The sequence below is a fragment of the Erythrobacter sp. F6033 genome (assembly GCF_023016005.1).
Taxonomy (GTDB): Bacteria; Pseudomonadota; Alphaproteobacteria; order Sphingomonadales; family Sphingomonadaceae; genus Erythrobacter.
This window is the reverse complement of record NZ_JALKAZ010000001.1, coordinates 2,140,924-2,159,430: the sequence shown is the minus strand read 5'-3', so window position 1 is coordinate 2,159,430 and position 18,507 is coordinate 2,140,924. Positions and strand designations below refer to the sequence as shown.

The window sequence follows — 18,507 nt, the reverse complement described above, 5'->3', positions numbered from 1 at the left end:
TGAGTGCTTACCAAAAAGTAACCAAACCCAGAGGCGCGAAATTATCCACGTGAGTCAAGCACACTCCTCAACCAGCCCGGCGAACGCGGCTGTGATCGATCGCCGGGTGATCCCACCTGCGGCCACCGAAACCATTTGGCATGCGCCCGATGGCCATGCTGTGCGCCGGATTGATTGGCCGGGTGCAGAGCCCGAGCCGCGTGGTTCGATCCTGTTTTTGCCGGGGCGCGGCGATGCGTATGAAAAATACCTTGAGTCACTGGAAGAATGGCACCGGGCCGGGTGGCGGGTAACCGGCGCGGATTGGCGCGGGCAGGCTGGCAGTGGGCGATTGGCCGACGACGCCGTGACGGGCCATATTTCCGATTTCAATGTCTGGGTCGATGATCTTTCCGGCCTTTGGAAGGATTGGGTCGCGAGCACTCCCGGACCGCATGTTTTGGCAGCGCATTCGATGGGCGGGCAGGTTGTGATGCGTTCTCTTGTCGAGAAACGTGTCGACCCTGACGCCGTTTTCTTAAGCGCGCCAATGCTGGGCATGTCCGGTCCGCCATTGCCATTGCCTATGCTGCACGGTGTCGCGCAGTTGATGACGAAGATCGGCGATCCCAAGCGGCAGGCATGGAAATGGAGCGAAAAACCGGGCGAATTGCCGCTGGGCCGGGCAACTTTGCTGACCCACGACAAGGATCGCTATGAAGATGAGGCCTGGTGGCGGGATAAGCGCCCGGAATTGGTGATGGGCCCGGCAAGCTGGCACTGGGTTGAGCGTGCCTATGCTTCTTGGCGCGAATTGGAAGAAGATGGCGCGCTGGAAAGTGTGCAGACGCCTGTTCTGATTATCTCGACCAAAGCTGATAAACTGGTGAGCCACGATGCCAATGTTCGCGCCGCTGAGCGTTTGCCCAATGGTGAACTGATGGAACTGGGCAATGAGGCTGCGCATGAGGTGCTGCGCGAAGTGGATGCTGTGCGCGATCCGATCATGCAGCGGATAGCCAGCTTTCTTGACCAGCATGCACCGGCTAAAGCCGACTGAGCTTACATGAGCGACAGGGTCTACGATTTCGCGATTGTTGGCGCAGGGATGGCGGGTGCGAGCCTGGCTGCCGAACTTGCGCCGCACGCAAAAGTATTGGTGCTCGAGGCGGAAGACACGCCGGGTTACCATTCCACCGGGCGTTCGGCTGCCTTCTGGGAAGAGTGTTATGGCGGTCCGGGGGTAGTCCCGCTTACTCTCGCATCAGGGCGTTATCTGCGCGAAAACGGATTTCTGCGCGAACGCGGCGCGCTTTATGTCGGGCGCGGCGAGGATCGCGAATTGCTCGATGAATTTGTCCAGACCTTCGACGGTACCGGCGTAACTATCGAACGGCTGGATGCAGAGGAGCTGAAGCAGCGCGTGCCCGCCATTCGCAATGACTGGTGCGATGCCATCTGGGAAGCGGCATGCGCTGACATAGATGTCGCGGGCCTGCATCAGGACTATCTCAGACGCCTCAAAGCAAGCGGTGCTGACATAGTGTGCCGCGCTCAGGTTGGCGAATTGAAGCGGTCAAAAGGCGTTTGGCAGATCACCACTGTGGTAGGGGACGTGTTCTCAGCGAGCAACATTGTAAACGCCGCCGGAGCGTGGGCTGACCCTATAGCGCAAATGGCCGGTGCCACACCGCTCGGCATCACTCCATATCGCAGGACCGTGGTGCAGTTGCGCGTCACGCCGCAGGCACCCGCTGATTTACCCTTGGTGCTCGATATCAATGGCGATTTCTATTTCAAATCGGACAATGGGCGGCTTTGGCTTAGTCCGCATGACGAAATACCCACACAGGCCTGCGATGCAGCGGCTGAGGAGATCGACGTCGCCCGAGTGATTGACCGGTTCCAGAGGGTGACAGACTGGAACATTGAGGCGGTTGAGCGTCGCTGGGCTGGCCTCAGAAGCTTCGCACCGGACCGGTTGCCCGTTTACGGAGCCGATCCCGAGGTCGATGGCTTTTTCTGGTTTGCGGGCCAAGGAGGGTTTGGCATCCAAACCGCGCCAGCAGCCGCACGCTTGGGTGCGCAGATCATTCTCGGCCATGAAGCGGACGAATTGACGAGGGGGATTGATCGCACGGCTTATGATCCACGAAGATTTTTACATCTTGAGCGAGCGCCAAACCCTAGCCAAGTCTCAAGTGATATGTAACAAACTGCTGTGAGTTTGAACCACCAATGATGGGAGATAAATGATGGGCCACCATTTCGAAATCTACAAAGACAAATCTGGCGAGTTCCGCGTACGCTTTAGCTACAACAGCGAAGTGATGTTCTCGACTCAGGGTTATTCCAGCAAATCCTCAGCGCAGAATGCGATCGACTCGATCAAGAAAAACGGCCCTGGCGCCGACGTTGTCGACAACAGCTAAGCCGTCATCTGACATCAAATCTAAAACGGGCGTGCCCTTCGCGGGGTGCGCCCGTTTTGATTCTGGAAGGACTTTATTCAGCGTCCGGATCTGCAGTGGCGATCCGTTCCGCTTCGTCGCTGGCGAGTTTGTCGACCCGCTCATTTTCGACATGGCCGGAATGGCCTTTGACCCAGTGCCAATCGACTTCATGGCGCGCCACAGCTGCGATCAGCTCGTGCCAAAGGTCTTCGTTGCGCACCGGCTTTTTACTGGCCGTGACCCAGCCTTTGCGTTGCCAGCCGTCGACCCATTTGGTGATGCCATCGATAACATATTTGCTGTCGGAATAGATATCGACCTGACACGGCTCGATCAAAGCGCCGAGGCCTTTGATCACGGCGGTCATTTCCATCCGGTTGTTGGTCGTGTCGTCTTCGCCGCCGGAAAGCTCTTTCTCATGCTTGCCCATACGCAGCAAAGCGCCCCAGCCGCCCGGGCCGGGATTGCCCTTGCAGGCGCCATCGGTGAAAATTTCGACTTTCTTCATGGGAGGCTCCATGCCGCGATACGTGTTGTCACGCAAATAGCTGCGCGCCAAAATCCTCATAATAGTGCCATCGAGAGACGAACTGCATCGGGTCCTTGCGGATTACCAAAGCGTCATCCGGCGTATCGAGCCAATCCTCGGCGCGGCTCGCGGCAAAGCGCAGCGCAGCGCCTTTTGCGATCTCGGGAAGCAAGGCGCGCTCTTCCTCGGTGAGCGGTCGCACTCTCTCGTAGCCCTCCAAAATCGCGCCGCCCACATCCGCACGGTAGGTGTTCCGATCATCAAAGCTCCAAGCGGCATGAGTGGTTGCCAAATCAAGCGCCATCGCCCCTGTACATGCGAAGTAGAAATCGATGAGGCCAGTCACATTGTCACCAAGCATCAGAACATTGTCAGGGAACAGATCGGCGTGAATGTTCGCTTGCGGCAAGATCGACAGATCAATTGCCGCTGCAGCTCGCGCAGGCTCAAGCATCGCTGGCAAATCGGGGTTAATCGAGGCCAGGCCGCTTGTACCGCACGCCTCGAGCACTCTGAGATTGTCTGCAAAACCCATTGTATTTGCGCGGCTCAGAGAAAAATCGCCGCTGGCCATATGCAATTTCGCCAGAACCTCTCCCAACGCGCGTGCTTGCTGCGGGGTCGGGTGCGTCGGTGAAACACCAGGCAGAAATTCGATCAAAGCGACAGCCTTGCCGTGCTCCATTCGAAAGGCATTGCCGCCGCGGTCATGGATCGTGCGCGGAACGGGGCAGTTCTTGGCCGCCAAGTGATCGAGGAGGCCAAGGAAATAGGGCAGATCATCGATCTCGATCCGGCGCTCATACATCGTCAAAATGAATCGCGCGCCATTCCCATCAGCGCCTGTGGTTTCAATCAACCAGTTTGAATTGGAAACACCCTCAGCGATGCCTTTGGCAGAAACCAATTCGCCAACATCGTAATGCGCGATGAGCTCCGCAAGTTCTTCTGCGCCGAGATGGGTGTAGACAGCCATACGAATGCGTGGACCGGATTAGTCGGTCAATTCGCGGGGCAGCTTGAAAATCATCTTTTCCGTCGCCGCAGTAATAGTTTGCTCTTTGACCGAGCGAAGTTGACCAATCGCATCGACAACTTCGCGTACAAGAATCTCAGGAGCCGATGCCCCGGCAGTCAGGCCCAGAGTTTTGACGCCATCAAGCCATGCGGCGTCGATCTCATTCGCGCGCTGAATCAGTTTTGCCGGAGTTCCAAGCCGCTCCGACACTTCGACAAGACGAAGCGAGTTGGAAGAATTCGGCGCACCGATGACCAGCACCAGATCGCAATCAGGTGCAAGATCCTTCACCGCAGCCTGACGATTGGACGTTGCATAACAAATGTCCTCCGCCTTTGGCCCCTTGATATTCGGGAAGCGCAATTCGAGCGCGGCGATCACCTCTGCCGTGTCATCAACCGAAAGAGTCGTTTGTGTGAGATAGGCAAGCTGTGCGTCTTTATCGAAAGGAAGCTTCTCCACGTCCTCAAGATCTTCAACCAGTGTCATTTGCCCTGGTTCAACCTGGCCCATTGTGCCGATCACTTCGGGATGACCTTCATGACCGACAAAGATGATGTGGCGGTTTTTCTCGATCTGGCGTTCGGCCTGACGGTGGACTTTGGAAACCAGCGGGCAGGTCGCATCCAGATAAATCATGTTGCGCCGCTCTGCCTCGGCTGGGACCGATTTTGGCACACCATGCGCGCTGAAAACAACCGGCGCGTCTTCGGGAACCTCATCCAGTTCCTCAACAAAGATCGCGCCTTTGGCCTTTAGCCCTTCGACAACATATTTGTTGTGGACGATTTCGTGGCGGACATAGACTGGCGCGCCGTACCGCTCGAGCGATTTTTCGACGATTTCAATGGCGCGATCGACGCCTGCGCAAAAGCCTCGAGGGGCTGCAATCAGGAGATTCAGCGGAGTACGCTCTGTTTGAGCGTCTGATTTGTTAAAGGGCGCGTTCATATCCCACCCTCTAGCGCTTTGCTGCGCGCGCCGCTAGGGCGAGTGCAAGCGCTGCAAAGATTGATTTGCAGCACATTGGATCGATAATTCGAGGACGTGTAATTCATGGCTTTTCGCACCCGTGTTCTTTCTGTCGCTGCACTTGCTGTAGGTCTGGCAGGGTGTGCCAGTGAAGGTGAACTGGTGGTGGATCAGGGCGTCGGCGTGACGGCTGTCCTGAGTTCGTGCCCGGCTGTAGGCATTCCGGACTATACTGGTGATGTGACGGTTTTCCGAGCTGCTGGCGATCCCACGATTGCTAACCTCGATATGACTGCTTCGATGACGAATCTTCGATCGACCTGCAATGACACGGGTGATCGCGTTTACAGCGAAGCATCGTTTGATGTGCTGGCCCGGCGGACGGATGTTCGCGGTGCGCGGACCGTAACTTTGCCGTTCTTCGTAACAGTCCTGCGCGGCGGCAGCGCCGTTGTGACGAAACGCGTTGGCGAAGTGACGATCAACTTCGCCGATGGTCAGGAACGCGCGAGCGGCACTGGCAAAGCCGGATCATTTGTCGATCGCAGCGCAGCGACACTGCCGGAAGATATTCGCGAGAAAATCACACGCAGAAGGCGGGCCGGCGATGTAGACGCGGCGCTTGATCCGCTGTCCGATCCAGAAGTGAAGGCGGCGATCGCGCGAACACGCTTTGAAATGTTGGTGGGTTTTCAGCTGACCGAAGATCAACTAGCTTACAACGCTACGCGCTAGTTTTATGCACCCCATCCGGGGTGCGATTTCCTCGCTCTCGCGGCTTAAAGGCCGCATCGCTGCGGGCGGCCTGTCGGCCTTGCGACGCTTACAGCGTCGGCGGGCTTTCCAGATTCGGCCTTTGTCCCTTATCTGTTTTCCGCTAAATGCGCCGGTGAAATGACCTCAGAAACAACTCTCTACGCTGCCTATGCGGCTATCGTTGAAACCGCCTTGTCAGAGCTTGCGGGCGAAGGCGTGCTGCCCGCTGACGCAAGCTTTGCCAATGTGACAGTGGAGCCACCGCGTGATCCTTCGCATGGCGATCTGGCGACAAACGCGGCGATGGTGCTGGCAAAGCAGGCGAAAACCAACCCGCGCGCGCTCGCCGAGCAGATCGCGGCGAAGCTCGAAGCCGTGGATAGTATCACCAGCGCGGAGATCGCTGGGCCGGGCTTTATCAATCTGCGGCTTGATCCTGCGGCGTGGCTGGGTGAGCTCGCGGCGATTGCTGACATGGGCGGCGATTATGGCCGGTCGACGATGGGTGAAGGCCGGACGGTCAATGTCGAATATGTCTCTGCCAATCCAACCGGCCCGATGCATATGGGCCATTGCCGCGGCGCGGTGGTTGGCGATGCCTTATCCAGCTTGCTCGAATTTGCAGGCCACAAAGTCACGCGCGAATATTACATTAATGATGCAGGCGGCCAGGTCGATGTGCTCGCCCGCTCCGCACATCTGCGGTATCGCGAAGCATTGGGCGAAGACATCGGAGCAATCCCGGAAGGGCTCTATCCCGGTGATTATCTGAAGCCTGTGGGCGAATCGCTGGCGAGGGAATTTGGCGACAAACACGCCGCCGAAGGGGAAGACGACTGGCTGCCGATCTTCCGCGCAGAAGCCGTCACGCGGATGATGGAGCTAATCAAGTCCGATCTCGCGCTGCTTGGCATCCATCATGATGTGTTTGCATCGGAGGCCGCGTTGCATGCTGCTGGCAAGCCCGACGAAGCAGAGGCTTGGCTCCGCGAGCATGACTTCGTTTACGACGGCGTGCTTGAAGCGCCGAAGGGCAAGCCTCCGCCAGAGGATTGGGAGCCAGTCGAGCTGCCGCTGTTCCGCTCAACCAAGTTTGGCGATGATCAGGATCGCCCGATCAAGAAATCGAACGGGGCGTGGACCTATTTCGGGGCAGACCTCGCCTATCACATGCAAAAAGCCGCCGAAGCGGATGCGCTGATCGACATCTGGGGCGCGGACCATGCTGGGACGGTGAAGCGGATTAAAGCTGCTGTTGCCGCTCTGTCAGAGGGGCAGGGCAAGCCCATGCCGTTCGATGTGAAGCTGGTTCAGATGGTTGCGTTGATGCGCGATGGCGAGCCGATCAAAATGTCCAAACGTTCGGGCAATTTCATCACCATCGCTGACATGATCGAGGAAGTGGGTAAGGACGTGGTGCGTTTCACCATGCTGACCCGCAAACCCGAAGCGCAGATGGAATTCGATTTCGCCAAAGTGGTAGAAGCGTCGAAGGACAATCCGGTATTCTATGTGCAATATGCCCATGCCCGGATCCGCTCGACCATGCGCAAGGCGGCTGAAGCTGGCTTTGCGCCTTCAGCAGATGCATTGGCGCAGCTGGGCGACGAAGAAATCGCGCTGATCCGCAACGCCGCACAGTTCCCGCGCATTATCGAAGCCGCTGCAAAAGCGCGCGAACCGCATCGTGTCGCCTTCTATCTCTATGATTTGGCGGCTGATCTGCACGCATTTTGGAACTTGGGTAACGATAATCCGCAAAAGCGCTTCATCGTGGAACAGGACAAGGGTTTGTCGCAGGCGCGGCTTTTCCTCGCGCAATCAATCGGGCAAGTGATTAAAAATGGCCTCGCTGTGCTAGGAGTTGAGGCAGTCGAGTCTATGTAACCAGCCTAACGCGGCGCGTGATGGTTGACTGTGAGGGGTAAGAAACCGTGATTGTCGAAGCTGATTTCGGTGAAACCGAAGACACCGCAGATACAGGCGAAGAGCTTGATCTGTCTGAATCCGATAGTCTTCCTTGGCTCGACGCCGACGAAGATGAGGACGAAGGCGGCCTCGATATCGGGCAGATAGTCGGGTTTGGTGCGATTTTGATCGCGCTATTGCTGGGCATTGTCGGCGTATTTTACCTCGTCGCCAATAGCGCTGGCGAAGACGCGCCGATCGCGGACGGAAGCACGATTGAGGCCCCAGAAGGCCCTATCAAAGAGCGCCCGGAAGATCCGCAGGGCAAAGAGTTTGCTGGTACTGGCAATGTTGCTCCAGCCGTGGGTGAAGGCAAAACCCGCGAAAGCCAGATTGGCGATGGAACCGCCAGCGATGGCACTGCGACAGCGAGCGCTGCGGGGGCATCAGGCAGCACTGACTCCGGTTCGGGCGGCGAATCCAGCGGCAACAGCGCGGCATCGACTTCCGGCGTTGGCGTACAGCTCGCGGCGTACAGCTCGCGGGCCCGCGCAGAGCAGGGCTGGGCACAGCTTGTTCGCCAAACAGACGCGCTTTCCGGTGTGCGGTATCGCGTTGTCGAGGGTGTTGTGGACAGCGGCACAGTCTACCGGCTTCAGGCCGTAGCTGCCGACCGTGCCGCAGCCGATGCGTTGTGCCGTGCGATCAAGGCGGATGGGCTGGATTGCGCCGTTAAATCCTAAGCGTTTCGGCCAAGTTTGGCGGTAAACCACAACCTGTCGTGTTTGGCAGGCGTTTTCCCCCACAATAGGTGGTGAACGCGCTTGCCTGACCGCGCCTCTGCTGTAACTCTTTTGATATGATTCCAGCGATCTTTGGATGTTCGGGCCATACTCTGACGGCCGACGAGCGCGACTTCTTCCGCGATGCGGACCCGGCGGGCTACATCCTGTTCGGTAGGAATTGCGACAACCGAGATCAATTGCGCGCTCTAACCGATGAGCTGCGCGCGCTTCATGGCCGCGAGCGGTTGCTCATTTCGATTGATCAGGAAGGCGGCAGGGTCGCCCGGCTGCGTCCGCCGCATTGGTCGCCTTATCCAGCCGGTGAAGCATTCGACAAGCTGTATGCCTTCGCGCCAGCCAGCGCGATTGAAGCGGCGCGTGCCAATGCGCATGCGATGGCGCTGGAATTGTCGGCAATGGGCATCACCGTCGATTACCACCCACCGCTCGATGTGCGGCAGGCCGGAGCACACGACGTGATCGGCGATCGTTCGCTGGGTCACAATCCGATGCAGGTCGCCGCGATTGGTCGCGCGATCATTGATGGTCTGGCGGCAGGCGGCGTGACGGGCTGCATCAAACACATGCCCGGCCATGGCCGCAGCATGGTCGACACGCACAAGGAAATGCCGACGGTCCACGCGAGCGCGGAGGAATTGGAAGCCGATCTTGCACCGTTTCGCGCGCTGAATTCCGCGCTGATCGGGATGACGGGGCATCTCGTATTCCCGGTTTGGGATGCGGACAATCCGGCGACGCTTTCCGAAACGGTCATTCGCGATATCATTCGCGGCGAAATCGGGTTCGATGGGCTGCTGCTGACCGATGATATCGATATGGAAGCGCTCGATGGGACTATCCCTGAACGTTCGGCCCGCGCGCATCAGGCAGGGTGCGACATCGTGCTCAATTGCTGGGCCAAGATGGATGATATGACGGGCATTTGCGAAGCATTGCCGGCGATGTCAGATGCGACCGCTCAACGTCTCGACCGCGCGCTTGAAGGGACCCGCATAGCGCCTGAAATGGCTGCAGGACAACCGGAATTGCTCGCCAAGCGTGACGCGCTGCTCGCTTTGAAGGAGGAGGCCGCATGAGCGATCTCGACCATCAGGATGCGAATGTCGTCAAGAATGAGGCTGAAGAGACTTCGCCAAAGCAGCAAGGCTTTATGCTGACGGGCGGTTCGTCTGAGCCAACTGCCGTATGGCCTGAGGATGAAGCCGCGAAACAGGGCGCAAAGTCGGGCGACAAGGCGCTCTATCTGGAGTTGGACGGGTGGGAAGGGCCGCTTGATCTGCTGCTTGATCTGGCCCGCCGCCAGAAAGTCGATCTGCGTCAAATCTCGGTTCTGGCCTTGGTCGATCAGTATATCGGCTATATCGAGCGCGCCGAGGCCCTGCGGCTCGAACTCGCGGCTGATTATCTCGTGATGGCGGCGTGGCTGGCCTATCTGAAATCCGCGCTTCTGCTGCCCAAAGACGAACAGGAAGACCCGAGCCCCGAAGAGCTCGCTCTGCGCCTGCAATTGCGGCTTCAGCGACTTGGCGCGATGCGCGAATCTGCCGCACGTTTGATGGGACGCGACCGGATCGGGCGCGATATCTTCTTGCGCGGCAATCCCGAAGGCTTGCGGATTGATCGTAAGAGGCTGTGGAAGAGCGACGCCTATTCGCTGATACAGGCCTATGGTCAGGTGAAAGCGCGCACGGCGCCGCGCATCTATCATGTTGCCGACCGTCCGGTCATGACGCTCGACAGCGCACTCGACCGGGTTTCGGCGATGTTGGGCGTGACGCTGGAGTGGATGGAGATCCGCGACTTCCTGCCCGCACATGCCAATGCGGAACTGCGCAAATCGGCACTCGCATCCAGCTTTGTTGCTGCGCTTGAACTTGCGCGGCTCGGAAAAGCCGAAATTGCCCAAGACGAAGCCTTCTCTCCCTTGCGCATCCGACGCATGAAAGAAGGGGCCGCGGCGTGAGTGATCAAGTCACCGAAGACTGCGTTCCGAGCGATGATGTCGCACCAGAAAGCGCGGCGCCAACCATGGAACCGGATGAGATCGAGCGCGCGCTGGAAGCCACTTTGTTTGCTTCCGAAGAGCCTATGAGTGTGGACGCGCTCGCCAAGCATCTGGGCGGCTTGGCGAATGGTGACGTCCGCGAAGGGTTGAATTCGCTCGCGGCGCTTTATGAGAAGCGTGGCATTCATCTGGTTGAGCGCGGGAAGCGCTGGCATTTTGAAACCGCGCCTGATCTGGCGCACTTGCTGCGCAGGGAGCGCGAACAGGTTCGCCGCCTGAGCCGCGCTGCGACTGAAGTGCTTGCGATCATCGCGTACCATGAACCTGTCAGCCGAGCTGAAATCGAATCGATCCGCGGTGTCCAGACCAGCGCCGGAACGCTTGATGTGTTGATGGAGGCGGGCTGGATCAAAATGGCAGGTCGGCGCGAAGTGCCCGGCCGCCCGGTTATCTACGCCACCACGCCAGAGTTTCTCGACCATTTCGGTCTCGAATCGCGCCGCGATCTTCCGGGTATGGATGAACTGCGCGCGGCTGGTTTGTTGGACCCAGTCGACGATGCGTTCGAAGAGGCGATGGATGCCGCCGGCAATCCAGACCCCCAAGGCGATCATGGTGATGATATTGAGCCCGATGAGATGCCCCAAGAGGACGCTGAAGACAGTTGATTTCGCGCGAATTGCCGCGATGACTGGCGTAGCGGTCCGTTCGCCCCTATATTGATACGGTAATTTTAATAGAGAGAGACCTCATGGGCGGTATCGGCATCTGGCAAATCCTCATCGTGGCGCTTGTCGTCCTCGTCCTGTTTGGGCGTGGCCGCATTTCCGAGATGATGGGCGACTTTGGAAAAGGCATTTCCAGCTTCAAAAAAGGCATGACCGAAGAGGTCGACGATACGCCTGCATCCAAAGGGCAGATCGAAGCGCCTGCAAAGGATGCGACCACCGAAGCGAAAACGAGCGAGAAAAGCGACTCGTCCAGCTGATTGAACGTCCCGTGTTCCGCGCGTCAAAGCGTGGGCCGCACGGATAGAGGTATGTAATGTTCGATATCGGCGCCGTTGAATTGTTGGTTGTTGTGATCGTCGCGATCCTTGTGATCGGGCCGAGTGAAATGCCGCGCGCGATGCGAACTGCAGGCCGCTGGATTGGCCAAATCCGCAAAGTTTCTTCCCATTTTAGAGCCGGTATCGACACCATGGTGCGCGAGGCCGAGCTCGAGGACATGGAAAAGAAATGGAAGGCGCAGAACGAAGCGATCATGAAACGTTCTGCGATCAAGGCGGAAGATGAGGTCGGTGAGCCTGTAATGACCGGACCGCCGCCTGTTGAGGGACCGGTCGCCACAGACAGCATGCCCGATCCGATGGCCGATGATCCGGCACCTTCGCCGAAGGACGCCGCGCCCGAGCTTCCGCTCGATCCTAAAAAACCGACAAAGGATTGACCGGTGGCGTTCGAAGTCAAAGACATCGATGAAACGCGTGCGCCGCTGCTCGAACATTTGGTTGAGCTGCGGACACGGCTGGTGCGCAGTGTGTTCGCGCTGCTCGTAGCGTTTGGCATTTGCCTGTATTTCGCAGACCCGATCCTCGCATTTCTGGTTCAGCCGCTGAAAGACGCTTTTCCTGATGGGGAGGGGCAGTTGATTTTCACCAAACTGCCCGAACTGTTCTTCGTTGATTTGAAAGTCGGGCTGTTCGCTGGTTTCATGGTCAGCTTCCCGGTCATCGCGAACCAACTTTGGGCGTTTGTCGCACCCGGGCTCTACGCGCGGGAAAAGAAGGCGTTTCTGCCATTCCTGTTGGCCACGCCTGTTCTGTTCATAGGCGGCGCTTCGCTCGCCTACTTTGTGGTCATGCCGACAGCGTTCCGGTGGTTCCTCGGTTTTGGCGGGGATGCGGGCGGGCTGACGGTCGAGGCACTGCCAGCAGCGGGCGAATACCTCAATCTCGTGATGCAGTTCATCTTGGCGTTTGGCCTGACATTTCTGTTGCCGGTTCTGCTGATGTTGCTCCACCGGGCGGGCATTGTCAGCCGCGCCCAACTTGCAGGGGCACGCCGCTATGTCATCGTAGGCGTGGTCGCGCTGGCTGCGATTGTGACGCCGCCTGACCCCGGCTCTCAGATCATTTTGGCGCTGCCGCTTCTGCTACTGTTTGAAGGATCGCTGATTCTTATGCGCTTTCAAGAAGGCGCTGTGGCTCGCGATGCGGAGGTTGAGAAGGCGAAGGATGCAGGCGACGCCGAAGAAGAGGCCGAAGCATAGGAGCTTTGCTGCCGTTCTTGCGGGGTTAGAGTTGCAGGCACTCCACTCCACTACGCGAACCTCATTACGCGCAATCTGCAGAGGATATGCGTTTCAACGGCGCTTAACCGAAACACACACAAAAAAAGGGGCCCGCGAACGGACCCCTCTGAATTCTTGTTCGAACAGCCGAATTATGGGCTGGTCGGAAGGTCTTCACCATCATCGCTAGCGATGACAATGATACCAGCAATCACAGCTGCTGCTGCGAGAAGAGCGATAAGGATACCGTTCTCACCTTCAAGCTGGCTCTCTCCTTCAACCGGTGCAGAAGCGCGGTCAAGTGCTGCTTCAGCGATGGCAGGCGAAGCAGCGAGAGATACTGCAGCGGTAGCCAGTGCAAGGTTACGGAATTTCATCGAATCGTCTCCTAATTGAGCTCTTAGTTAATTTCGTTCAGCTGCTTACTACTCAAATGGTCCTGCCGTGACAAGTCCTTATTTGTATCAACGCATCATCCATGTCTTCAAAAGAATGTTTTCCATTCAATATCTTACACGGCTCATCGCGCAGAAGCATCGGGTTGCCGTAGGCTAAGGTCACACATTCCTCTCGCAGTTGCACAATTGCAACTTTGACTGACTGTGTACTTGAAACCGTGATTCGGACCCTTTGATTTGCGGACACTTGGCGGTCCATTACCCAAAATTGATGACGCAATTATGAATGCGCGGCCCGAATCAAGGCACTAGCTGGGATTACTCTTGAAACGGCAAAGCAAAGCTTAGCGCATACGCTTGCCGCCAACCCAGACTTCCTGGATTTTCGTTTCCCGGATGTCGCTTGGTGAGGCGAGCAGAGGATCGCGATCAACGAGCAAGAAATCTGCCCGTTCTCCTGCGATCAAACGGCCAAAATGCCCATCTGCAAAGCCGGCAAAGGCCGCATCCGCGGTGAACGCTTTGAGCGCTGCCTCGCGGCTCACGGTCTCGCTCGGCAACCAACCGCCGAATGGCTGGCCATCCGCGTCAGTCCGGCTGATCGCGACAGCGAAGCCCGCAAATGCATCTGTCGGTTCAACGGGCGCATCAGAGCCGAAAGCCAGTTTGCCTCCGACTTGTAAGACACTGCGCCAAGCATAAGCTCCCTCAAGCCGATCAGGACCAAGGCGCGCCTCTGCCATGGTCCGGTCTGATGTCTGGTGAAGCGGCTGCATCGAAGCGATGATGCCGTGCTTGCCGAATTCTGCGAGTTCAACCGGATCGACGACCTGCGCGTGCTCAACGCGCCAGCGACGGTCGCCTTTATATGTCTCCGACAATTCCTGAACCGCCAAGAGCACATCCGAGTTCGCAGCATCGCCAATCGCGTGGATCGCCGTCTGGAAATTATCGAGCGCGGCGCGGCTCATTGTGTTGCGCAGCTGTGCAGGTGTCATAAGCGGGAGGCCGCGTGTCTGCGGCTCATCGGCATAGGGTTCTTTGAGCGTTGCACCGCGCGATCCAAGCGCACCGTCGAGATAGAGCTTGATCCCGCCCATGCGCAGCTTGTCATCATAGAGCCAAGGCGTCGGACCAGGCCCAGCGATAAGGTCCATCGTGTCGCCATCCGTCGCGTAGGACATGATGCGCACATTCAGAGTGCCCAGATCGCCAGCGCGCCGGAATGTCTGCCAATCCTCGATACTGGTGCCCATGTCGGCCACAGCCGTAATGCCATTGTCCAGCAGGATTTCCTGAGCCTTTGCCAACGCAGCATCGCGGTCTTCCGGGCGGGGTTCCGGAACCACTTTGTTCACCAGCGCTTCGGCTGCGTCTACGAATACGCCCGCTGGTTCCCTGCTGCCAGCCTTGCGAATAATTCGGCCCCCAGCAGGGTCCTCATTCGCTGCGGTCACTCCGGCGAGTTCGATTGCCATTGTGTTGCCCCAACTCGCATGACCGTCCACCCGCTGTAGCCAGACAGGGCGGTCAGAAACGATTGCGTCGAGCTCTTCTGCGGTCGGGAAGCGTCCGAGACCCCATTTCTCCTGATTCCAGCCGCGGCCCAATATCCAGGGACGGCCGGGGTTCTCTTTGGCAAAGGCGTCAATTTTGGCGAGGGCTTCTTCGAGCGAGTTCGTGTCCGATAGATCAAGCAGCAAGGCTCCAAAGCCGATCCCCATCACATGGGCATGCGCATCGATCATCCCGGGCAGCATGACACGGCCTTTACCGTCCAGCGCGAAATCGACATCGGTCGGACGGTCATCGCCGCGCTTCAAAACTTCGCGCACTTTGCCGTCATCATCGAAGACAAGGCCGGTAAATCGCACGACATCGCCGCTTTCATCAACAGTGATGCCGTTGACATTATCGACCAGCGTATCAGCGGCGGCAGGCGCAGCCAGCAATGCGGCGACAGCGGCCAATGTGCGGGAAACAAAACGCATAGAGATTATCCTTGGTCAGAAATTTTGCGCGGAAGGCGGGTGATGAGCGCGCTGGTATCATGCCTGCCGCCGCCGGAAGACTGAACATCGGCATAGAATTGATCGACAAGCGCCGTCACCGGAGATGACAGCCCCAGTCGCTTGGCTTCATCAAGAGCATAGCCAAGGTCTTTGCGCATCCAGTCAATCGCAAAGCCGAAATTGAATGTGTCCGACGTCATCGTTGCCCAGCGATTGTCCATTTGCCAGCTTTGCGCCGCGCCGCCGGAAATCGCTTCATAAGTCTTGTCGAGATCAAGGCCGGCAGCTTCGGCTAGTCGGACTGCTTCCGACAGACCGCCCAGAATGCCTGCAATGCACATCTGGTTGGCCATCTTGGCGGTCTGCCCCGCGCCAGACGGGCCGACATGGACGATAGCTTTGGAATAGCACTCCATCACTGGGCGCGCGCGTTCAACAGCGTCTTCACTGCCGCCGCACATCACCGCTAGCTGGCCATTCACCGCGCCTGCTTCACCGCCGCTTACGGGCGCATCGACAGCAGCAATGCTGCGCGCACTGGCTTTCTCTGCCAGCCGCCGCGCCATATCGGCAGAGACGGTGGTGTGATCGACCAGTAGCGTCCCCTCGCGCATGGTCGCCAATACGCCGTCATCGTCCAGAGTTACTCGGGCGAGATCTTCGTCATTGCCCACACAAATAAAGGCGATATCTGCGTCTTTGGCAGCGTCAGCGGGCGTATCAGCAAATGCAACGCCCAGGCCTTCTTCCGCCCATACTCTGCGCCATTTTTCAGCGCGTTCTGGCGAGCGGTTATAAGCGGTGACTTTGTGGCCTGCGCGGGCAAGGTGGCCGGTCATCGGTCCGCCCATAACGCCAAGCCCGATAAAGGCGACAGATTGAGTTTTAGTCATGAGGCGTGTCCTAATCAGCTTTCGCAATTATGCCAATGCGCTGCGACCCCGATCTTGCCTTCAAAGAAATTCTTGTGCCGACGCCTTTTAAATCGAATTGCCCTTGCTTCGCGTAAGCCCTAACTCGCGTGTCACTATGACAATAGAGAATGCATCTGTGGCTCTCACGAACCCAACCGAAGCGGGCGCTGACGCGCTGACCATCGAAACCATTCGCGCCGCCGCTGCGCGAATTGAAGGTGCGGTTGTCAAAACACCGATGATGCATTCGATTACGCTGTCGGAAATTACCGGCGCGGAAGTGTGGCTGAAGTTTGAAAATCTTCAATTCACCGCCGCGTATAAAGAACGCGGCGCGCTCAATGCGCTGCTTCATTTAAGCGAAGAGCAGAAAAAACGCGGCGTTATTGCGGCGTCGGCTGGCAACCATTCGCAAGGGCTCTCCTATCACGGCACCCGTCTGGGTGTTCCGGTTACGATCGTCATGCCCAAAACGACCCCGACTGTAAAAGTCATGCAGACTGAAAGCGTCGGCGGCAATGTTGTGCTCGAGGGCGAGACCTTCGACGAAGCAGCCGCGCATGCCCGCACGCTTGAAAAAGAGCTGGGGCTTACCTTTATCCACCCGTTCGATGATCCCCTGATCGCGGCAGGGCAGGGTACGGTTGCCCTCGAGATGCTTGACGTAAAGCCGGATCTCGATTGTCTCGTCACGCCGATTGGCGGGGGCGGATTGATCTCTGGCATGGCCACCGCCGCGAAAAGCCTCAATCCCGATATCGAAATTGTCGGCGTTCAGGCCGCTCTGTTCCCGAGCATGTTCGCAAAGATCAAAGGCGAAGAGCGCGATTGTGGCGGCGATACTCTGGCTGAAGGCATCGCCGTCAAAAAGCCGGGCGAATTTACGAGCAAGGTTATCGCCGAGCGTGTCGATGACATTTTGCTGGTCGATGAGCCTAAGCTTGAAAAAGCTGTCGCGCTGCTGCTTCAGATTGAAAAAACCGTGGTCGAAGGCGCTGGCGCTGCGGGTCTCGCAGCAGTGCTGAGCAATCCGGAGCGCTTTGCAGGCAAGATGATCGGTCTGGTCCTGTGCGGCGGCAATATCGACACACGTTTGCTCGCAAATGTTCTGTTGCGCGATCTGGCGCGTCAGGGGCGCCTTGCCCGTCTGCGTGTCACTTTGCAGGACCGCCCCGGCGCGTTGTTCAAAGTGATGAGCCTATTCGATCAGCACAACGTCAATATCATCGAGATCTATCACCAGCGCATCTTCACCACGCTGCCGGCGAAGGGATTGATCACGGATATCGAATGCGAAGCACGCGATGCCGATCAGGTCGAACGGCTTATCAAAGCGCTGCGCGAGAAAAACTACGCAGTCGAGATGGTTGAGCTGAACTGATCGAGCGTCTGGCTGGCTCTGACAGAGACTAGCGCAACGCCTTGCAAATTTGTGTCCCGCTTTGAATCACTTGTGCCGGGTGACACGATGCTCTGTGCAAAGTAAGCCTTTATTCACCACGATTCATAGTTAAGACTCTTTTACCGCGCCGCCCAAGCAGGCATAAGATTGTCTTAACGCGGCCCCGAGCCGATTCCCGCTAGAGAGGACCAAGCCGACCCGTGACGGCCCCAATTCGCTTCCCCCGGTTTTTTGTGACGAGCCCTGCGCCGTGTCCGTATCTACCCGGGCGCCAAGAGCGTAAGGTATTTACAGAGCTGAAGGGTGAGCATGCGGATCAGCTGAACGAGGCGCTTGGCCGTATCGGTTTTCGTCGCAGTCAGACTGTCGCCTACCGCCCCAGCTGCTTGGACTGTCAGGCCTGTGTATCGGTGCGTGTTGCCGCCAGCGAATTTAAACCGTCCAGCACACAAAAACGCGATCTGAAGCGCAACCGCGATCTGGTCGTAACAGAATGTCGTCCATGGGCGACCGATGAGCAGTTTGAACTGCTGACCAAATATCTGTCGGTTCGCCATCCTGATGGGGGCATGTCGGCGATGGATGAAATGGATTATGCCGACATGGTCGAGCATACGCCGGTCACCAGCAGCCTCGTCGAATATCGCGAGCCAACCGTAAATGGTGAACCGGGCAAATTGATCGGCGCATGCCTGACAGATCGTCAGGGCGATGGCCTTTCGATGATCTACTCGTTCTATGATCCTGAACACACAGCACGCGCCGGGCTGGGCAATTACATCATCCTAGATCACATTTCCCGCGCACGCGAAACTGGTCTGCCTTATGTCTATCTTGGCTATTGGGTCGATGGATCGCCGCGCATGCAATATAAAGTGCGTTATCGCCCGCTCGAACAGCTCACGCGAGACGGGTGGAAGCGGATGGACAGCGATCAGCAAAGCAAACTGATCGCCGAGGCCACAGCACCTCGCGCCGAAAAGGCTGGAACAATTGGCGGTCGCAGGGGTAAGGACGGGCAACCGGTCAAATTTCCAGCGAGCTAATATTTGCCCTACTTACA

General features: G+C 57.8%; 20 protein-coding genes. 14 read left to right on the top strand and 6 right to left on the bottom strand.

Annotation, left to right across the window (positions count from 1 at the left end; translation table 11 throughout):
* Positions 1 to 49: 49 nt before the first annotated feature.
* From MWU39_RS10390 to MWU39_RS10380, 3 genes are read left to right on the top strand one after another with little or no spacing between them, the layout of a single operon-like run.
* Entirely contained in the window at positions 50 to 1,039 is a 990-nt protein-coding gene (locus MWU39_RS10390; RefSeq protein WP_247159917.1) for an alpha/beta hydrolase, read from the top strand.
* 6 nt (positions 1,040 to 1,045) lie between these two features.
* Positions 1,046 to 2,191, top strand: a complete 1,146-nt coding sequence (locus MWU39_RS10385; protein ID WP_247159916.1) for an FAD-binding oxidoreductase — start codon at positions 1,046 to 1,048, stop codon at positions 2,189 to 2,191.
* 43 nt (positions 2,192 to 2,234) lie between these two features.
* A complete protein-coding gene (locus tag MWU39_RS10380; protein WP_142787015.1) occupies positions 2,235 to 2,411 on the top strand; it encodes a YegP family protein in 177 nt (58 codons plus the stop codon).
* Positions 2,412 to 2,484: 73 nt separating this feature from the next.
* Here the strand turns inward: MWU39_RS10380 and rnhA are convergent, their stop codons facing one another.
* From rnhA to ispH, 3 genes are read right to left on the bottom strand one after another with little or no spacing between them, the layout of a single operon-like run.
* Positions 2,485 to 2,940 (bottom strand): ribonuclease HI, encoded by a 456-nt coding sequence (rnhA, locus tag MWU39_RS10375; protein WP_247159915.1) that lies wholly within the window; start codon positions 2,938 to 2,940, stop codon positions 2,485 to 2,487.
* A gap of 28 nt (positions 2,941 to 2,968) precedes the next feature.
* The gene (thrB, locus tag MWU39_RS10370; protein ID WP_247159914.1) at positions 2,969 to 3,937 is read right to left on the bottom strand and encodes a homoserine kinase; all 969 of its coding nucleotides are present in this window, start codon (positions 3,935 to 3,937) and stop codon (positions 2,969 to 2,971) included.
* An 18-nt stretch (positions 3,938 to 3,955) separates the two neighbouring features.
* Positions 3,956 to 4,930 carry a 4-hydroxy-3-methylbut-2-enyl diphosphate reductase gene (gene ispH / locus MWU39_RS10365; protein ID WP_247159913.1) on the bottom strand — a complete coding sequence of 325 codons (975 nt, stop codon included), beginning with the start codon at positions 4,928 to 4,930 and terminating at the stop codon, positions 3,956 to 3,958.
* A gap of 105 nt (positions 4,931 to 5,035) precedes the next feature.
* Here ispH and MWU39_RS10360 point away from each other — a divergent pair, with 105 nt between their 5' ends.
* The 9 genes from MWU39_RS10360 to tatC all read left to right on the top strand — a co-directional run bounded on the left by MWU39_RS10360 (position 5,036) and on the right by tatC (position 12,697).
* On the top strand, positions 5,036 to 5,686 hold the full coding sequence (locus tag MWU39_RS10360; protein WP_247159912.1) for a hypothetical protein: 651 nt from the start codon (positions 5,036 to 5,038) through the stop codon (positions 5,684 to 5,686).
* Between the two features lie 159 nt (positions 5,687 to 5,845).
* Positions 5,846 to 7,594 carry an arginine--tRNA ligase gene (gene argS / locus MWU39_RS10355; protein ID WP_247159911.1) on the top strand — a complete coding sequence of 583 codons (1,749 nt, stop codon included), beginning with the start codon at positions 5,846 to 5,848 and terminating at the stop codon, positions 7,592 to 7,594.
* A 47-nt stretch (positions 7,595 to 7,641) separates the two neighbouring features.
* Positions 7,642 to 8,358: an SPOR domain-containing protein gene (locus MWU39_RS10350; protein ID WP_247159910.1), complete on the top strand. Its 717-nt coding sequence runs from the start codon at positions 7,642 to 7,644 to the stop codon at positions 8,356 to 8,358.
* Positions 8,359 to 8,474: 116 nt separating this feature from the next.
* The gene (nagZ, locus tag MWU39_RS10345) at positions 8,475 to 9,497 is read left to right on the top strand and encodes a beta-N-acetylhexosaminidase (RefSeq protein ID WP_247159909.1); all 1,023 of its coding nucleotides are present in this window, start codon (positions 8,475 to 8,477) and stop codon (positions 9,495 to 9,497) included.
* Positions 9,494 to 10,384 carry a ScpA family protein gene (locus tag MWU39_RS10340; protein WP_247159908.1) on the top strand — a complete coding sequence of 297 codons (891 nt, stop codon included), beginning with the start codon at positions 9,494 to 9,496 and terminating at the stop codon, positions 10,382 to 10,384. Before nagZ ends, MWU39_RS10340 begins: the two co-directional genes overlap by 4 nt.
* Before the next feature lie 65 nt (positions 10,385 to 10,449).
* Positions 10,450 to 11,094, top strand: coding sequence for an SMC-Scp complex subunit ScpB (scpB, locus tag MWU39_RS10335; RefSeq protein WP_247160362.1), 645 nt, complete (start codon positions 10,450 to 10,452; stop codon positions 11,092 to 11,094).
* Positions 11,095 to 11,177: 83 nt separating this feature from the next.
* The gene (tatA, locus tag MWU39_RS10330; RefSeq protein ID WP_247159907.1) at positions 11,178 to 11,414 is read left to right on the top strand and encodes a twin-arginine translocase TatA/TatE family subunit; all 237 of its coding nucleotides are present in this window, start codon (positions 11,178 to 11,180) and stop codon (positions 11,412 to 11,414) included.
* Positions 11,415 to 11,470: 56 nt separating this feature from the next.
* Entirely contained in the window at positions 11,471 to 11,875 is a 405-nt protein-coding gene (gene tatB / locus MWU39_RS10325; RefSeq protein ID WP_247159906.1) for a Sec-independent protein translocase protein TatB, read from the top strand.
* 3 nt (positions 11,876 to 11,878) lie between these two features.
* Positions 11,879 to 12,697: a twin-arginine translocase subunit TatC gene (gene tatC, locus MWU39_RS10320; RefSeq protein WP_247159905.1), complete on the top strand. Its 819-nt coding sequence runs from the start codon at positions 11,879 to 11,881 to the stop codon at positions 12,695 to 12,697.
* Between the two features lie 173 nt (positions 12,698 to 12,870).
* Here tatC and MWU39_RS10315 read toward each other — a convergent pair whose 3' ends face one another.
* The 3 genes from MWU39_RS10315 to MWU39_RS10305 form a co-directional block, all read right to left on the bottom strand.
* A complete protein-coding gene (locus MWU39_RS10315) occupies positions 12,871 to 13,095 on the bottom strand; it encodes a hypothetical protein (RefSeq protein ID WP_247159904.1) in 225 nt (74 codons plus the stop codon).
* A 365-nt stretch (positions 13,096 to 13,460) separates the two neighbouring features.
* Entirely contained in the window at positions 13,461 to 15,107 is a 1,647-nt protein-coding gene (locus tag MWU39_RS10310; RefSeq protein WP_247159903.1) for an amidohydrolase, read from the bottom strand.
* Between the two features lie 5 nt (positions 15,108 to 15,112).
* On the bottom strand, positions 15,113 to 16,021 hold the full coding sequence (locus MWU39_RS10305; protein ID WP_247159902.1) for an NAD(P)-dependent oxidoreductase: 909 nt from the start codon (positions 16,019 to 16,021) through the stop codon (positions 15,113 to 15,115).
* 136 nt (positions 16,022 to 16,157) lie between these two features.
* Here MWU39_RS10305 and MWU39_RS10300 point away from each other — a divergent pair, with 136 nt between their 5' ends.
* Positions 16,158 to 17,423, top strand: coding sequence for a threonine ammonia-lyase (locus tag MWU39_RS10300; RefSeq protein WP_247159901.1), 1,266 nt, complete (start codon positions 16,158 to 16,160; stop codon positions 17,421 to 17,423).
* Positions 17,424 to 17,644: 221 nt separating this feature from the next.
* Complete coding sequence (locus MWU39_RS10295; protein ID WP_247159900.1) at positions 17,645 to 18,490, top strand: arginyltransferase; 846 nt, start codon at positions 17,645 to 17,647, stop codon at positions 18,488 to 18,490.
* The last annotated feature ends 17 nt before the right edge of the window (positions 18,491 to 18,507 follow it).